The sequence below is a fragment of the Ruegeria sp. CI5 genome (assembly GCF_056536885.1).
The window spans coordinates 213,544-229,204 of record NZ_JBQFQN010000005.1 but is presented as its reverse complement, the minus strand read 5'-3'; the positions used below and the strand labels follow the sequence as shown (position 1 = coordinate 229,204).

Sequence of the window (15,661 nt, the reverse complement as noted above, 5' to 3'; positions counted from 1 at the left end):
AGCTTGCGGGAAATGGGCTGGCGCGGCGTCGCATCGGTCAAATCCTTTGGGTGTACAGATCAGTAAACTGTGCTGACAAAGTGTACAGATCGGTCAACTTTTTCAACCCTTGGGTCAAAAAAAGTTTTTCGTTCTGGCCTTCGTCATGGAAAATAATACCTAAAAACAGTGGCTTCATCGGTGTGAATTGCACCTGCGCGGCAAAGGCATTATGTACTGATCTGTACATGAGGGAGCCGAATCATGCGTCCGAACAAACGGGACGAGCTGGTCCGCAAAGCACTGCAGGTGTTTTACCGCGACGGGTTTCACGCCACCGGAATGGACCGGCTGGTGGTCGAAACCGGCGTGTCCAAGACCTCGATGTACAAGCATTTCCGCACCAAGGAGGAGCTGATCCTGGCGGTGCTGCGCCTGCGGGACGAGAATTTCCGCAACTGGTTCGTGCGCCGGATCGAGGAGCTGGCCGATACCCCCGCCGATCAATTGCTGGCCGCGTTCGATGCGCTGGGCGAATGGTTCCGCGAGGACAATTTCCGCGGCTGCATGTTCATCAAGGCGGGGGCCGAATACCAGGATCCCGACCACCCGATCCATGTGCAGGCGGGCGAGCACAAGCGCCTGCTGCTGGAATATTTCACCGATCTGTGTCGCAAGGCTGGCGCGCGGGACCCGGACAAGCTGGCCTGCCAGCTGCTGCTGCTGAAAGAGGGCGCGATCGTCACCGCCGTGCTGCTTCGCAACGGCGATCCCGCGCGCGACGCCAAGGAGGCGGCTGTCGTCTTGCTGAAAAACGCGCTGGCTTGACCCATGAAAACCCGCTTTAGTCCCTGAAGCATGTAAAAGGGGGGTATATGCAGCAGGCTTCGGATTTTCTGGAAGAATGTCAGGTTCTTGATGACGCACTGACGGGGCTGGGTGCCGCGGACTGGCAGATCGTGACCCAGTTCAAAGACTGGACGATCGACGACGTGTTGGTGCACCTGCATTTCTGGAACCAAATGGCCGACCTGTCACAGCGCGATCCGGATGCGTTCGACGCAAGGGTGCAGCAGGTGATGCCGCGTATCCAGGCCGAGGGATTTCGCGCGACGGAAAACGCTGCAATCACCGAACGAGGACATGATCTGCGCGCCGCATGGTCTGATCTATGCAGCCGAATGGGCCGCGACTGGTCGGGGCTGGACCCCAAGTCGCGGGTCAAATGGGTGGGGCCGGACATGTCGGTGCGGTCCTCGATGACCGCCCGGCAGATGGAGACCTGGGCGCATGGACAGGAGGTATTCGACATTCTTGGCCTGACCCGGCCCGAGACCGACCGGATCCGCAACATCGTCGTGCTGGGGGTGAACACCTTTGGCTGGACCTACACGGTGCATGGCCGCCCGGTGCCGCCGGTGGCACCCCATCTGCGCCTGATCGCGCCGTCGGGGGCGCTGTGGGAGTTCGGCGCGTCCGGTCCCGACCTGATCGAAGGGCTGGCCATCGATTTCGCCCGCGTGGTGACCCAGACCCGGAACGTGGCGGACACCGGCCTGTCGGTGCAGGGGTCGGTCGCGCAGGAGTGGATGGCCATCGCCCAGTGTTTCGCCGGCGCCCCGGAAACGCCGCCGCCGCCCGGCGCCCGGCACCGCGTAGGGCATTGACGCCAAAGGACGTTGCGTAGCAGCGCAAACCGACGCGGCGTCACCCGGATTGGCGGAATCGGCGGCAAAAGCTACCCTTTTCGCCAACAGAATTCCGGAGAACCAATCATGTCGCTTTTTACTTCGACCGCTTCCTGGGTCACTGACGAACACCGCATGTTTGCTGAAATGGCCGGACGGTTCATGGATGATGAGCTGGTGCCCAACATCGAAGCCTGGGCCGAGCAGGGCGTGGTCGATCGTGATTTCTGGCGGAAGGCCGGGGAAACCGGGCTGATGGCCGGGGCCATCCCCGAGGAATTCGGTGGCGTCGGCGGCGGCATGGGTTTTGATGCGGTCACGATCTATGAGCAGACCTCGCGCGGGGATGCGGGCTGGGGCTATGGCATCCAGTCGATCGTGACCCACTACATCACCGCCTATGGCAGCGAGGATCAAAAGAGCAAATGGCTGCCCAAACTGGCCTCGGGCGAGATGGTCGGCGCGCTGGCCATGACCGAACCGGGCACCGGCTCGGACGTCCAGGCGATCCGCACCACAGCCGAAAAGGATGGCAACTCCTACCGGATGAACGGGTCCAAGATCTTCATCACCAACGGCCAGACCGCCGACCTGATCATCGTGGCCGCCAAAACCGACAAGTCGCTGGGCGCCAAGGGCGTGTCGCTGATCGCTGTCGAGACCGAAGGGGCCGAGGGCTTCCGCCGGGGGCGCAACCTCAAGAAGCTGGGGATGAAGGCCAATGACACCGCCGAGCTGTTCTTCGAGGACGTGAAGGTGCCGATGACCAACCTGCTGGGTTCCGAAGAAGGTCAGGGTTTCTATCAGCTGATGAAGCAACTGCCGTGGGAACGTCTGACCATCGGCATCATGGCGCTGGGCGCGATCGACTTCGCCATCGCCGAGACGGTCAAATACACTCAAGAGCGCAAGGCGTTCGGCCAGCGGGTGATGGACTTCCAGAACACTCGCTTCAAGCTGGCGGAATGCAAGACCAGGGCCGAGGTGCTGCGCAGCTTCGTCAATGACTGCATCGGCAAGCTGGAGGCCGGTCAGCTGGACGCGGCCACGGCCTCGATGGTGAAATACTGGGGCTCCGAGGTGCAAAACGAGATCATGCACGAATGCCTGCAGCTGTTCGGCGGCTATGGCTTCATGATGGAATACCCGATCGCGCGGCTTTACGCGGATGCGCGGGTGCAGATGATCTATGGCGGCACCAACGAGGTGATGAAGGAACTCATCGCCCGCTCGATCGACGTCTGACCGGGCGCTCCCGCCCGTCGTCAACGGCCCTTGCGGGCCGCCTCCTCCGGTTGGGCCCGGCCGCGCCCGAGCGATGCTCGGCCGCGGCGGAGGCGGATCGGCTAAGGCAGCTGCCCCTGCAGCCATGCACGGAACGAGACAAGCGGGGCCGGCTCCGTGCGACTTTGCGGCCAGACAAGATAGTAGTCGCCTAGGCTGACCGGCGGAGCTGCACAGGCCGGAACCAACCGGCCGGCCTCGAGCTCGGCTGAAATCAGGTAGCTGGGCAGCAGTGCTACGCCCAACCCATGGATCGTAGCCTGGATCATGGTCGAGAACTGGTCGAACAGCATGCCTCGGACGCCCCCGACAGGGGTGCTTTGCGCGGCGAACCAGCGTTCCCACGCATCGGGCCGGGTATCCAGATGCAGCAGTGGTGCGTCGACCAGCCATTCAGCGTTCGGGGCTTCGGCTGGCAGCAGGGCTGGCGCGCAGACCGGCAGAACCTCTTCGCACATGATCGGCAGATAGTTCACCCCGGCCCAGTCGCGCTGGCCGAAGTGGATGGCTGCGTCGAAGGGTTCGGTGCCGAAGTCGAATGGCTTGAGCCGTGTGCTGAGGTTCATCGTCACTTCGGGGTGGCGTTGCGCGAAATCCTGAAGCCGTGGCGCCAGCCAGTGCATACCGAAGGCGGGCAGGATCGACAGTTGCAAAGAACCGCCGGAAGGGTTGGCCTTCAGCTTCAGTGAGGCCTGCGCCAGTTGCTGCAGCGCCGTTCGGGCAGTTTCCACGTATTCCTTGCCAGCGGGTGTGAGTTGCAGGCGCATTCGGTCGCGTTGGATCAGTGCGACGCCCAGCTGTTCTTCGACGGCCTTCAACTGGCGACTGACCGCGCTTTGGGTCAGCGAGAGCTCATCGGCAGCTGCCGAGGCGCTGCCCAGGCGGTCGACGGCTTCGAGCGCCAACAGGGAAGAAATAGACGGCAGAAATCGACGCGGCGCCAGCATATGATTTTTCCTCATGGCTTGTGGAGGGAATATCACTGGTGGATCCTTCAATCCAATAGCAAAAAGGCGCGGCGGTAGAAAAGTGCAGCGGGGCGATTATGACCATTCAGAACAGTTCGAGCGGATTTCGGCGGGCAGGGAGACTCGACGGGATCGAGTTGTCCGAGATCGTCCAAATCTCGGAACGGGCCGCGCAGTTGCGTGCGCAGGGTGTGGACGTGATCGCGCTCAGCACCGGCGAGCCCGACTTTCCCACGCCGCCGCACGTGGTCGAGGCCGCCCACAAGGCGGCGCTGGAAGGCCAGACCCGATACCCCGCCACCGCCGGAACGCCGGCCCTGCGTGCCGCTATCGCGGAACAGGCCGGGGTCGAGCCGGCGCAGGTCATCGTCTCGACCGGGGCCAAGCAGGTGCTGGCCGGCGCGTTCCTCGCGACGCTCGATTCGGGCGATGAGGTCATCACCACCGCGCCTTTCTGGACCAGCTATGCCGACATGGTGAAACTGGCGGGCGGTGTGCCGGTCGTGCTGGATTGTCCGCGCGATCAGGCCTTCAAGCTGACCCCCGAACAGTTGGAGGCGGCGATCACCCCGCGTACCCGCTGGCTGCTGTTGAACACACCGTCGAACCCGACCGGGGCGGTTTACTCTGAGGCCGAATTGCAGGCGCTGGGCGCTGTGTTGGAACAGCACCCGCAGGTCTGGGTAACCTCGGACGAGATCTATCAGCACCTCGCCTATGTGCCCTTCACGCCCTTTACCCAGGCGGTTCCGGCGCTGGCCGACCGCACGCTGACGGTGAATGGCGTGTCCAAGGCCTATTCGATGACCGGCTGGCGCATCGGCTGGGGGATCGGCCCCGCGCCGCTGATCAAGGCGATGGCGGCGGTGCAGGGGCAGATCACCTCGGGTGCCTGTTCCATCGCGCAGGCGGCAGCACTGGCCGCGCTGACCGGCCCGCAGGATCTGTTGGCCGAACGCCGCGAGGCGATGCGTGCGCGCCGCGATCTGGTCGTGGATGGCCTGAAGGCCGCCGGTTTGGACTGCCCAGTGCCCTGCGGCGCCTTCTACGTCTTTCCGCAGACGCCTGCCGCGATGCCGTCGGACCCCGAGTTCTGCCGTCATCTGCTGGATCAGGCGGGCATCGCGGTGGTGCCGGGGCGGGCCTTCGGCATGCCGGGGCATTTTCGGCTTTCCTTTGCCTATGACACCGATAGCCTGACCCAAGGCCTGCGCCGGATTGCCGACGCCACGGCCAAACTCTGACCTGACCGGGGAACCCAGATGGATCGCGCCCAGATCGTTCACGAAAACTTCCTGACCCGCGTTGCCAACCGCGACCTGCCCGCGGGCGCGCCGCCGCGCCCGGGCCTGACTGCGCCCGAGGCGGTCTCGCTGTTCCGCTCTCAGGTCCTCAGCCGGGCGCTGGACCGCACCAGCCGGGCGATGCAGAAGGCGGGGCAGGGGTTCTACACCATCGGCTCGTCGGGGCACGAAGGCATGGCCGCCGTGGCCCATGCCCTGCGCCCGACCGACATCGCCTTTCTGCACTATCGCGACGCCGCCTTTCAGATCACCCGGGCCGAGCAGGTGCCCGGCCAGCAGATCGCCTGGGACATGCTGCTGAGTTTCGCCTGTTCCAACGAGGACCCGACCTCGGGCGGGCGGCACAAGGTGCTCGGGTCCAAGGCGCTGATGATCCCGCCGCAGACCTCGACCATTGCCAGCCACCTGCCCAAGGCGGTGGGCGCGGCCTACAGCCTAGGCGCGGCGCGGCGGCACGACCCCGAACACCGGCAATTGCCCGAGGACGGCATCGCCATGTGTTCCTTCGGGGATGCGTCCGCGAACCACTCCACCGCGCAGGGGGCGATCAACACCGCCGGCTGGACCAGCGTCCAGTCGATCCCGCTGCCGCTGCTCTTTGTCTGCGAGGACAACGGCATCGGCATCTCAGTCAAGACGCCCAAGGGCTGGATTCAGGCGTCGATGGAGCATCGACCGGGCATCAGGTATTTCCAGGCCAACGGGTTGGACATCTATGAAACCTTCGCGGTGGCGCAGCAGGCGGCCGAATACGTCCGCACCCGGCGCAAGCCGGCCTTCCTGCACCTGAAAACCGTGCGCCTTTATGGCCATGCGGGGGCGGATGTGCCCACCACCTATCTCAGCCGCGCCGAGGTCGAGGCTGACGAGGCCAATGATCCGCTGCTGCATTCGGTGCGCCTGCTGGATCAGGCCGGGGCGCTTTCGCCCGATCAGGCGCTGAAGATCTATGAACAGACCTGCGCCCGCACCGACCGCATAGCAGCGCAGGCCGCCACCCGCCCGCATCTGGCCACCGCCGCCGAGGTTGCGGCCAGCCTGATCCCGCCGAAACGGCCCTGCAAGCCCACCAACGGCCCCGGCGCCGAGGCCCGCGCTGCCGCCTTCGGCAGCGACCTGCGCGCGATGGACGACCCGCAGCCGATGGCGCGCCTGATCAACTGGGCGCTGACCGACCTGATGCTGGAACATGGCGAGATCGTCTGCATGGGCGAGGATGTGGGCCGCAAGGGCGGCGTCTATGGCGTGACGCAGAAGCTACAACAGCGCTTTGGCCCCGACCGGGTGATCGACACGCTGCTGGACGAACAGTCCATCCTTGGCCTTGCCATCGGCATGGCCCACAACGGTTTCGTCCCGATCCCCGAGATCCAGTTCCTCGCCTATCTGCACAATGCCGAGGACCAGATCCGGGGTGAGGCCGCCACGCTGCCCTTCTTCTCGAACGGGCAGTTCACCAACCCGATGGTCGTGCGGATCGCGGGGCTGGGATATCAAAAGGGCTTCGGCGGGCATTTCCACAACGACAACTCGCTGGCGGTGCTGCGTGACATTCCGGGCGTCATCATCGCCTGCCCCTCGACCGGGGCGGACGCGGCGCGGATGCTGCGCGAATGCGTGCGCCTTGCGCGCGAGGAGCAGCGCGTGGTGGTGTTCCTTGAACCCATCGCGCTCTACCCGATGCGCGACCTGCACGAAGGGCAGGACGGCGCGTGGATGACCCGCTATCCCGCCCCCGGCGAACGCATCGCTCTGGGCGAGGTGAGCGTGCATGGAGACGGCACCGATCTGGCCATCGTGACCTACGGCAACGGCCATTACCTGTCGAAACAGGCGCTGCCCGAACTGGCAGCAGCGGGCCTCAAGACCCGCATCATCGACATGCGCTGGCTGGCGCCGCTGCCCGAACAGGCGCTGCTGAAGGCCACCAAGGGCTGCAAGCACGTCTTGATCGTCGATGAATGCCGCCGCACCGGCAGCCAGTCCGAGGCGCTGATGACGCTCTTTGCCGAGCAGACCGACCTGCCCACCGCCCGCGTCGTGGCCGAGGATTGCTTCATCGCCACCGGCCCCGCCTATGCCGCGCCGCTGCCCTCGCGTGACGGCATCGTGGCCGCCGCTCTTACCCTGACCGGAGCCAAGAAATGACCCGCACCGCCGTCGTGATCTGCCCCGGCCGGGGCACCTACAACAAGTCCGAGTTGGGCTACCTGCACCGCCACCACGCGGGCCGCATGGAGTTGTTCCGCGAATTCGACACCATCCGCGCCGAAACGGGCCAAGAGGCGGTGACGGCGCTGGACGGCGCGTCGCGCTTCTCGGTCAGCAAATATTCCCGCGGCGACGTGGCCTCGCCGCTGATTTACGCTGCGGCGCTGGCCGATGCGCAGGCGCTGTCCGAGGATATCGAGGTGGTGGCCGTCACCGGCAACTCGATGGGCTGGTATATCGCGCTGGCCGCTGCTGGCGCGCTGTCGCCGGAAAACGGGTTCCGGGTGGTCAACACCATGGGCACGCTGATGCAGACCCACCTGATCGGCGGGCAGCTGGTCTATCCCTTCACCGGCGACGACTGGCGCGACGATCCCGCCCGCAAGGCCGAGCTTTTGGCCGAAGTAGCGCGTATCAATGCATTGCCGGAGCATGACCTCGCCCTGTCGATCGACCTGGGTGGGATGCTTGTGCTGGCGGGCAACGAAGCCGGGCTCAAGGCCTTCGAGGCCGCCCAGCCCGTAGTGCAGGAGCGGTTCCCGATGAGGCTGGCCAACCACGCCGCCTTTCACACGAGCCTGCAGGCCCCCGTGGCGCAGGAAGGCCGCCGCCAATTGCCCGCCACGCTGTTCACTCAGCCGGACCTGCCGATGATCGACGGGCGCGGCAAGATCTGGTGGCCCGGCGCCACCGACACGGGCGCGCTGTGGGATTACACGCTGGGCCATCAGGTGACCGAGCCCTACGACTTCACCCGCGCAGTGCAGACCGCCGCCCGCGAATTCGCGCCCGACCTGTTCATCGTGACCGGCCCCGGCGCCACGCTGGGCGGCGCGGTGGCGCAATCGCTGGTGTTGGCCAACTGGCGCGGCATGTCCGACAAGCAGAGCTTTCAGGCCCTGCAGTCACAGGACCCGTTCCTGATCGCGCTGGGGCGCGAGGATCAAAGACCCCTTGCCATCGGCTGAGCCCTCGGGAAATCTGCGCGCGCATTCAAGGACATCCCGCCATGACCACCGACCCGGAAACCAGCCTGTGGACCAAGACCAGCCGCGAGCGGGTGGACGCCCCGCCCCTGACCGGGTCCGCCACAGTGGACCTCGCCGTGATCGGCGGAGGCTACACGGGCTGTTCGGCGGCGCTGCACGCGGCGCAGGCGGGGGCGTCGGTCTGTCTGCTCGAGGCGCACCAGATCGGCCATGGCGGCTCGGGCCGCAATGTCGGGCTGGCCAATGCCGGGCTGTGGCTGCCCCCGGCCGAGATCCGCGCCCATCTGGGCCGCGAGGCCGGCGACCGGCTGATCGCCCTGCTGGCGCAGGCCCCGGCCGAGGTGTTCCGCCTGATCCGAGACCACGCCATCGACTGCGAACCGGTGCAGGCCGGAACCCTGCATCTGGCCCATTCGCCAAAAGGTCTGCGTGACCTGAAGACCCGCCACCAACAGCTGTCCGCCGACGGCGCGCCGGTCGAACTGCTGTCGGCGCAGGAAACCTTCCGCCGCACCGGCAGCGCGGCCTTTCACGGCGCCATCTTCGACCCGCGCGCCGGGACGATCCAGCCGCTGGCCTATGTGCAGGGCCTCGCCCGCGCCGCGCAGCAGGCCGGGGCGGCGATCCACGCGCACAGCCCGGTGCAGGCCCTGCGCCACGATGGCGATGTCTGGCGCCTCGATACGCCGCAAGGCACGGTGCGGGCCAAGGCGCTGATCCAGGCCACCAACGCCTATCACGCGGGGCTGCCCGACACCCGGCAGGCCTATGTGCCGGTCTACTACTTCCAATACGCCACCGACCCGCTGCCCGAGGACATCCGCGCCACCCTGCTGCCGGGGGGCGAGGGGTGCTGGGATACCGGGCTGATCATGACCTCGTTCCGCATGGATCAGGCCGGGCGGTTGGTGATCGGGGCGATGGGCGATCTGGGCCACGCGGGCAGTTTCGCTCATCGCGGCTGGATCACGCGCAAACTGGCGCAGATCTTCCCCGCTCTGGCCGATCAGCCGCTGAAGGACGGCTGGCATGGGCGCATCGCCATGACCTCGGACCATATCCCGAAGCTGGTGCAGATCGGGCCAAACGCGCTGTCGGCGCATGGCTATTCCGGGCGCGGGATCGGGCCGGGCACGGTGTTCGGCCGCATGATGGCCGACAGCCTGCTGTCGGGCGACCCCACCCGCCTGCCGCTGCCGCCGGTGCCTGAGCACAGCGAAAGCTGGACAGGCCTGCGCCGCGCCTTCTTTGAGACCGGCGCGACGCTGACGCATCTGGTCAAGGCAAGGGTCTGACCAATCAGACCGAGCGGGTGATCCCGCCATCCACCCGGATGTTCTGCCCGGTGATGTAGCCGCCGCCCTCGGAGGCCAGGAACGCGATGACCGAGGCGATTTCGTCATAGCTGCGCCCGTAGCGGCCCATGGGGATCTTGGCCTTGAACTCCTCCTTTTCCGGCAGGCTGTCGATGAAGCCGGGCAGGACGTTGTTCATGCGGATGTTCTCGGCGGCATATCTGTCGGCGAACAGCTTGGTGAACGCCGCAAGCCCCGCCCGGAACACGCCCGAGGTCGGAAAGACCGGATCGGGCTCGAACGCCGCGAAGGTCGAGATGTTGATGATCGACCCGCCCCCCTGCGTCTGCATGATCGGGGTGACCAGCCTTGTGGGGCGCACGGCGTTCAGGAAATAGACCTCCATCCCCTGATGCCAGTCCTCGTCGGTCAGCTCCAGCACCGGCGCGCGGGGTCCGTGCCCGGCCGAGTTCACCAGCACGTCGATCCGCCCCCAATGGGCCATCGCCGCATCGACCAGCCTCTGCAGGTCGTCATTCGACTGGTTCGAGCCGGTCACGCCCACGCCGCCCAGCTCGGCCGCCAGCGCCTCGCCCTTGCCCGACGAGGACAGGATGCCCACCTTGAACCCGTCCGCCGCCAGCCGCCGCGCCGCATCCGCGCCCATGCCGCTGCCGCCGGCGGTGATCAGAGCCACTTTTTCCGTCATCTTCGTTCTCCGTTTCCATCTGCCGCCAAGATGAAGCGTGGCCGACCGTTTGACCAATCAGTTCTTCTGCCTTATGGCTGTAGAAAATCTACTGTGTGAACGCCATGGCTGCCCTTCCCCCGCTGAACGCCGTGCGCGCCTTCGAGGCGTCGGCCCGCCACCTGAACTTCAGGCTGGCGGCGCAGGAACTGGGCGTCACCCAAGGGGCGGTTGCCCAGCAGGTCAGGGGCCTCGAGGCGCGGCTGGGCACCCCGTTGTTCGACCGCCTGCCGCGCGGCCTGCGCCTGACCGAGGCCGGACGGCGTTTCCACGCGCCCCTGCGCCGCGCTTTCCGTCTGATCGAAGAGGCGGTCGAAGACCTGTCCGGCCAGCGTCAGATCACCTTGTCGGTCACGCCCAGCTTTGCCTCGAAATGGCTGGTGCCGCGGCTGGGCGATTTCACCGCGTGCCACCCGGATGTCTCGGTGCAGGTCGATGCGCGCGAGCGGCTGGCCGATTTCCAGACGGACGGGGTGGATATCGCGGTGCGGCAGGGCCGCGCGCCGTTCGGCGACGGTCTGGTGGCCGAGCCGCTGTTCCCCACCGAATTCGTCGTCGTCGGCAGCCCCGACCTGGCCGCGCAGGTGACATCGGCGCAGGACCTGCTGGCGCATGTACTGCTGAGCGATTCTCATGGCCTTTGGCCCCTGTTTCTGGAACGCGCCGGCGTGCAGGGGCGCCCGAGAATGATGAATTTCAGCCAGACCAGCCTGGCCATAGACGCCGCCGTGGCCGGGCAGGGCTTTGCATTGGCAAATGCGCCACTGGTCGCGGCCGAACTGACGGCGGGGCGGTTGGTGCAACCGCTGGCGCAGGTGCTGCTGGACGATCTGGGGTTCCATATCGTCACCCCGCGCAAGCCGCGGCAGCCGGATCTGGTGGCGCTGATGCGCGACTGGCTGCGGGCTCAGGCCTGAAGCGTGGCGGCAATCGCCGCGATCCGCCCCCGCAGCCAGCGATGGGCGGGATCGTTGGCGAACCGCTGGTGCCAGACCATGTAGATCGACACCGGCTGGCAATTGAAGGGCAGGGGCGCACAGTCCAGCGCCACCAAAGGCCCTTGTTTCATCAGCGCCGTGTCGGTCGAGATCAGGTCGCTGCCCTTCACGAAGGCCGGGATCGCGTTGAAATGCGGCAGGGTCACGGTGGGCGGGCGGATCTGGCTTTGATCCACGCCGCGCATCACCGCCCGCGCGTTGCGCCCATCGGGAAACCGCACCTCGACATGGTCCGAGGCGCAATAGGCGGCCCAGTCGGCGGGCGGGTCGCGCCGTTCGGCGTCGTAGAACACCATCAGGGGGCTGCTCACCAGCAGCTTTTGAAAGATGTCGGGGCCGTCCGGCGGCAGCGGGGTCAGCATCAACTGGCACCGGTCGCTGCGCAGCAGTTCCGGGTCGGGCACGCCCGAGGGCATGAACCCCAGCCGCAGTCGCACCCCATCGGCCCGCGCCCTGCGCAGCAACTTCGGAAAGATCAGCTCGCGCGGCATGTCGTTGGTGGCGATCTGGACGGCGATCTCTTCGGACAGCGGGTCAAAGGGCCGCTCGTCGGTCAGGGCGCGCATCCCGTCCAGCACCTTCTGAACCGGCTCCTTCAGCGCCAGCGCCCGCTCGGTCGGGGTAAGCCCTTGACCGGAGCGCACGAACAGCGGATCGCCCAGCACATGCCGCAGTTTGGCCAACGTGTGGCTGATGGCCGATTGCGTAACGCCCAGGCGGTCGGCGGCCTTCGAGACCGAGTTTTCCTCGAGAATCGTCAGGAAGGTGCGCAGGACCTTGCCGTCCAGATCAGTGAAATCGATTTTCTTCATACCGTTTATGATCCGCCATGAATGGTGTTGCTGTTCATGCCGCGCTAGGGGAAGCTTGGCAACAGGAGGCACGCGATGGGGATCCGCTTTTTCTCGGACAAGAACCGACCCGTTCACATGGGTCCTTATCCGCTGGAACGGCTGCGGCGACAGGATGCGCTGCCCGATCTGTCGGCGCTGGCGCCCATGCCGGTGCTGAGTTTCGACCGCCCCGAGCAGCCCCACAGCATCGTCAACGCGATGGGCGAGTTTCAGGCGATGCTGGACACCATCCGCGATGGCTTCGTCAATCCGGCCCGGGCCGAGATGCCCCGCGATCCGGTCGAGCGCGCCAATCACCTGAAGGCGTTCGGCTATTTCAACGATGCATCGATGATGGGCTGCGGGCCTCTGCCGCCGCAGGCGCTGCTGGACCGGCCCCGGCGCAACCCCGATATCGACCGGCTGGCCCATGCGCTGCAGACCCGGCAGACGAAGACCCTGGCCTCGGGGATCGACGTGATCATGGCCGATCTGCGCGACAGCGTGGCAGCCCAACCGGGGCCGATCACCGCCCACCGTCATGCCATCGTGTTCCTGTACGAACATCACCGCGACCCCGATCCGGCCGAGCCCGGCGCCGAGTGGATCCTGGATGCGCAGGACCACCGCGCCTGCCTGCTGGCCACCGAAAACGCGGTGGTGATCGCCAATTACATCCGGCTTTTGGGGTATGACGCGCGGGCGCATTCGGTGATGTCCTCGGACGTGGACCTGCCGCGCCTTGCCGCCGCAGCCGGGCTGGTCTGGGCCGAGGATGGCACCGCCGTGGCCCCTTGGCTGGGGCGCCGGTTCGGGCTGGCCGCCGTGACCACCGAGATGGAAATCGCCCATGATCGACCGCTGGCCCCGCGCGACCGGCAGCCGTGGTTCCGCACCCAAGGCCCCGCGTGGTGGCTGGGCGCGGGTTTTGCCAAAAGCGCGCTGAACCGCGACCCTTTCGCCCGCCGCCGCTATGTCGATGGCGCGCACCCGTTCGAGACGCTCAAACGCGTGGACAGCCCGACCACCTATATCGACGAAGCGAACGTGCCCCGCGTGCCCAAACGCGCCGACATGTTTGCGCGGGCGCAGTTCGGCGACATGGGCAAACCGCTGCAGGACGCGGCGAAGGGCGGGCACTACGTCCGAAAATCCGCGCCCAGCTTTGCCCAACGGCGCGCGCTGGGGGCCTTCGTCCTGCTGCAGGACGGCGACAGCGCCGAGGTCGCCAGCCCCACCGATGCCGAGCGCAACGCGGCGAACATCAAGGCGGCCAGCTACTTCCTGAGCGTCGATGCCGTGGGCCTCAGCCGCTGCCCCGAATGGGCGTGGTATTCCCACGACGCCACCGGCGAGGAAATCGTGCCGCCCCACGATCAGGCCGTTAGCATGATCATCGACCAGGGTTATGAGACGATGGAGGGCGCATCCGGCGATGACTGGATTAGCGTCGCCCAGTCGATGCGCGCCTATCTGCGGTTCTCGCTGTTGGGCGGGGTGTTGGCCCGGCAGATCCGCAATCTGGGCTACAAGGCCAAGGCGCATACGGTGATGGATGGCGAAGTGCTGCAGCCGCCGCTGCTGCTGCTGTCGGGGCTGGGCGAGGTCAGCCGCATCGGCGAGGTCATTCTGAACCCGTTCCTGGGCCCGCGCCTGAAATCGGGTGTGGTGACCACCGACATGCCCATGACCCATGACAAGCCCATCGACTTCGGCCTGCAGCGGTTCTGCGAAAGCTGCAACAAATGTGCTCGCGAATGCCCCTCGGGGGCGATCACCGCCGGGCCCAAGCTGATGTTCAACGGCTACGAGATCTGGAAATCCGACAGCCAGAAATGCGCCACCTACCGGATCACCACGCCCGGCGGGGCGATGTGTGGGCGCTGCATGAAGACCTGCCCCTGGAACCTGGAAGGGCTGTTCGCCGAACGCCCCTTCCGCTGGGCTGCGATGACCATTCCCGCCGCGGCACCCGCGCTGGCGAAGCTGGACGATGCGCTGGGCAATGGCGGGCTGAACGACACCAAGAAATGGTGGTGGGATCTGGAGCTACAGCCCGACGGCGCCTATCGCCCCACCGCGCACCCGCTGAACCGGCGCGATCTGCAAAAGGATCTGGATCTGAAATACGAGGATCAGACGCTGGCCGTCTATCCCGCGCCGCTGGCGCCGCACCCCTGGCCCTATCCTTTTGCGATGGACCGCGAGGCCGGGATCGCCGCCTATCAGGCGATGGTCACGGCCGAGGAGTACAAGACCCGTCTGGCCGCCGGAGACATGTCGGTTATCCACCGCTACACGATCTCGGGCGATGCGCCGGTGATGCAGCTGGTGCTGTCGAAGGTCGAGAAGATGACGGCAGACGTCACCAAATACGAGTTCTCCACACCAGATAGTACGCCCTTGCCGGATTGGACGGCCGGCGCGCATCTGGATGTGCTGGTGGCGCCGGAATTCCTGCGGCAATACTCGATGTCCGGAGACCCGGCCGACCGCATGACCTATCAGATCGGGGTCCTGCGCGAGGATCAGGGCCGCGGCGGATCGGCCCTGCTGCACCGGATCTTCACGCCGGGCCGCAAGGTGTTCGTGTCAAAGCCGATCAACCATTTCGAACTGGATGAGACCGCCTCCCGCACTCTGTTGATGGGCGGCGGCATCGGGATTACCCCGATGATCGCCTTCGCGCAACGCCTGCACGCGCTGGGCCGTGATTTCGACCTGCACTATTCCATCCCCTCGCGGGAAAAGGCCGGGTATCTGGCCGATCTGGCCGCAGCGCTCTGGGCGGACCGCGTGCATTTGCATGTCTCGGACGAGGGCACCCGCGCCGATCTGGGCGCGATCCTGGCGGGCTATCGCGACGGCTGGCATGTCTATACCTGCGGCCCGGACCGCTACATGGAGGCGGTGATGCAGGCTGCCGAATGTCAGGGCTGGCCCGAGGAGGCCCGGCATCTGGAGTATTTCTCGGTGCCCGAGCAGCCCGATTTTGAAAACCACCCGTTCACCCTGCGGCTGGCACGGTCAGGGCGTGACCTTGAGGTGCCCGTCGACAAAGACGCGGCGCAGGTGCTGAACGAGGCCGGCATCCATGTCGACGTGAAATGCGCCGACGGCATCTGCGGCGTCTGCAAATGCGGGCTGATTGCGGGCGAGGTCGAGCATCGCGATTTCGTCCTGTCGCGCAAACAGCGGGAATCGGCACTGATTCTGTGCCAGAGCCGCGCGGCCGAGCCGGGCGGGGTGGTCGAGATCGACCTCTGACCCCGGTCGGAAAGCGACATTTTCAGGCGAAAAAATAGGTCGCGCGGGCCATGGACGCCGCCGCGCGGCTGCTCTAACGTCGCCCCAAACCCAGTGA

General features: G+C 66.2%; 12 protein-coding genes. 9 read left to right on the top strand and 3 right to left on the bottom strand.

Going from position 1 to position 15,661, the window contains the following annotated elements; genetic code table 11:
• Positions 1–243 precede the first annotated feature (243 nt).
• The 3 genes from ACR0BA_RS15845 (at position 244) to ACR0BA_RS15835 (ending at position 2,912) form a co-directional block, all read left to right on the top strand.
• Positions 244–807 carry a TetR/AcrR family transcriptional regulator gene (locus tag ACR0BA_RS15845; RefSeq protein ID WP_170442315.1) on the top strand — a complete coding sequence of 188 codons (564 nt, stop codon included), beginning with the start codon at positions 244–246 and terminating at the stop codon, positions 805–807.
• Positions 808–854: 47 nt separating this feature from the next.
• Positions 855–1,646, top strand: coding sequence for a TIGR03084 family metal-binding protein (locus tag ACR0BA_RS15840; protein WP_480728870.1), 792 nt, complete (start codon positions 855–857; stop codon positions 1,644–1,646).
• Positions 1,647–1,754: 108 nt separating this feature from the next.
• Entirely contained in the window at positions 1,755–2,912 is a 1,158-nt protein-coding gene (locus tag ACR0BA_RS15835) for an acyl-CoA dehydrogenase family protein (protein WP_170442321.1), read from the top strand.
• A gap of 101 nt (positions 2,913–3,013) precedes the next feature.
• Here the strand turns inward: ACR0BA_RS15835 and ACR0BA_RS15830 are convergent, their stop codons facing one another.
• Positions 3,014–3,898, bottom strand: a complete 885-nt coding sequence (locus tag ACR0BA_RS15830; RefSeq protein WP_480728868.1) for a LysR substrate-binding domain-containing protein — start codon at positions 3,896–3,898, stop codon at positions 3,014–3,016.
• 98 nt (positions 3,899–3,996) lie between these two features.
• Between ACR0BA_RS15830 and ACR0BA_RS15825 the strand changes: the two genes are divergently transcribed.
• From ACR0BA_RS15825 to ACR0BA_RS15810, 4 genes are read left to right on the top strand one after another with little or no spacing between them, the layout of a single operon-like run.
• Positions 3,997–5,163 (top strand): pyridoxal phosphate-dependent aminotransferase, encoded by a 1,167-nt coding sequence (locus ACR0BA_RS15825; RefSeq protein WP_480728866.1) that lies wholly within the window; start codon positions 3,997–3,999, stop codon positions 5,161–5,163.
• An 18-nt stretch (positions 5,164–5,181) separates the two neighbouring features.
• Positions 5,182–7,371 carry a dehydrogenase E1 component subunit alpha/beta gene (locus ACR0BA_RS15820; protein ID WP_480728864.1) on the top strand — a complete coding sequence of 730 codons (2,190 nt, stop codon included), beginning with the start codon at positions 5,182–5,184 and terminating at the stop codon, positions 7,369–7,371.
• Complete coding sequence (locus tag ACR0BA_RS15815; protein ID WP_480728862.1) at positions 7,368–8,402, top strand: ACP S-malonyltransferase; 1,035 nt, start codon at positions 7,368–7,370, stop codon at positions 8,400–8,402. Before ACR0BA_RS15820 ends, ACR0BA_RS15815 begins: the two co-directional genes overlap by 4 nt.
• A gap of 41 nt (positions 8,403–8,443) precedes the next feature.
• The gene (locus ACR0BA_RS15810; protein WP_480728860.1) at positions 8,444–9,718 is read left to right on the top strand and encodes an NAD(P)/FAD-dependent oxidoreductase; all 1,275 of its coding nucleotides are present in this window, start codon (positions 8,444–8,446) and stop codon (positions 9,716–9,718) included.
• 4 nt (positions 9,719–9,722) lie between these two features.
• Here ACR0BA_RS15810 and ACR0BA_RS15805 read toward each other — a convergent pair whose 3' ends face one another.
• Positions 9,723–10,427, bottom strand: coding sequence for an SDR family oxidoreductase (locus ACR0BA_RS15805; RefSeq protein WP_170438392.1), 705 nt, complete (start codon positions 10,425–10,427; stop codon positions 9,723–9,725).
• 104 nt (positions 10,428–10,531) lie between these two features.
• Between ACR0BA_RS15805 and ACR0BA_RS15800 the strand changes: the two genes are divergently transcribed.
• A complete protein-coding gene (locus tag ACR0BA_RS15800; RefSeq protein WP_480728858.1) occupies positions 10,532–11,383 on the top strand; it encodes a LysR substrate-binding domain-containing protein in 852 nt (283 codons plus the stop codon).
• Here ACR0BA_RS15800 and ACR0BA_RS15795 read toward each other — a convergent pair.
• Positions 11,374–12,276, bottom strand: coding sequence for a LysR family transcriptional regulator (locus ACR0BA_RS15795; protein ID WP_480728856.1), 903 nt, complete (start codon positions 12,274–12,276; stop codon positions 11,374–11,376). The genes ACR0BA_RS15800 and ACR0BA_RS15795 overlap by 10 nt on opposite strands.
• A 75-nt stretch (positions 12,277–12,351) precedes the next feature.
• On the opposite strand from ACR0BA_RS15795, the gene ACR0BA_RS15790 reads away from it, so the two are divergent.
• Positions 12,352–15,564 carry a reductive dehalogenase gene (locus ACR0BA_RS15790; RefSeq protein WP_480728854.1) on the top strand — a complete coding sequence of 1,071 codons (3,213 nt, stop codon included), beginning with the start codon at positions 12,352–12,354 and terminating at the stop codon, positions 15,562–15,564.
• Positions 15,565–15,661: the final 97 nt, after the last annotated feature.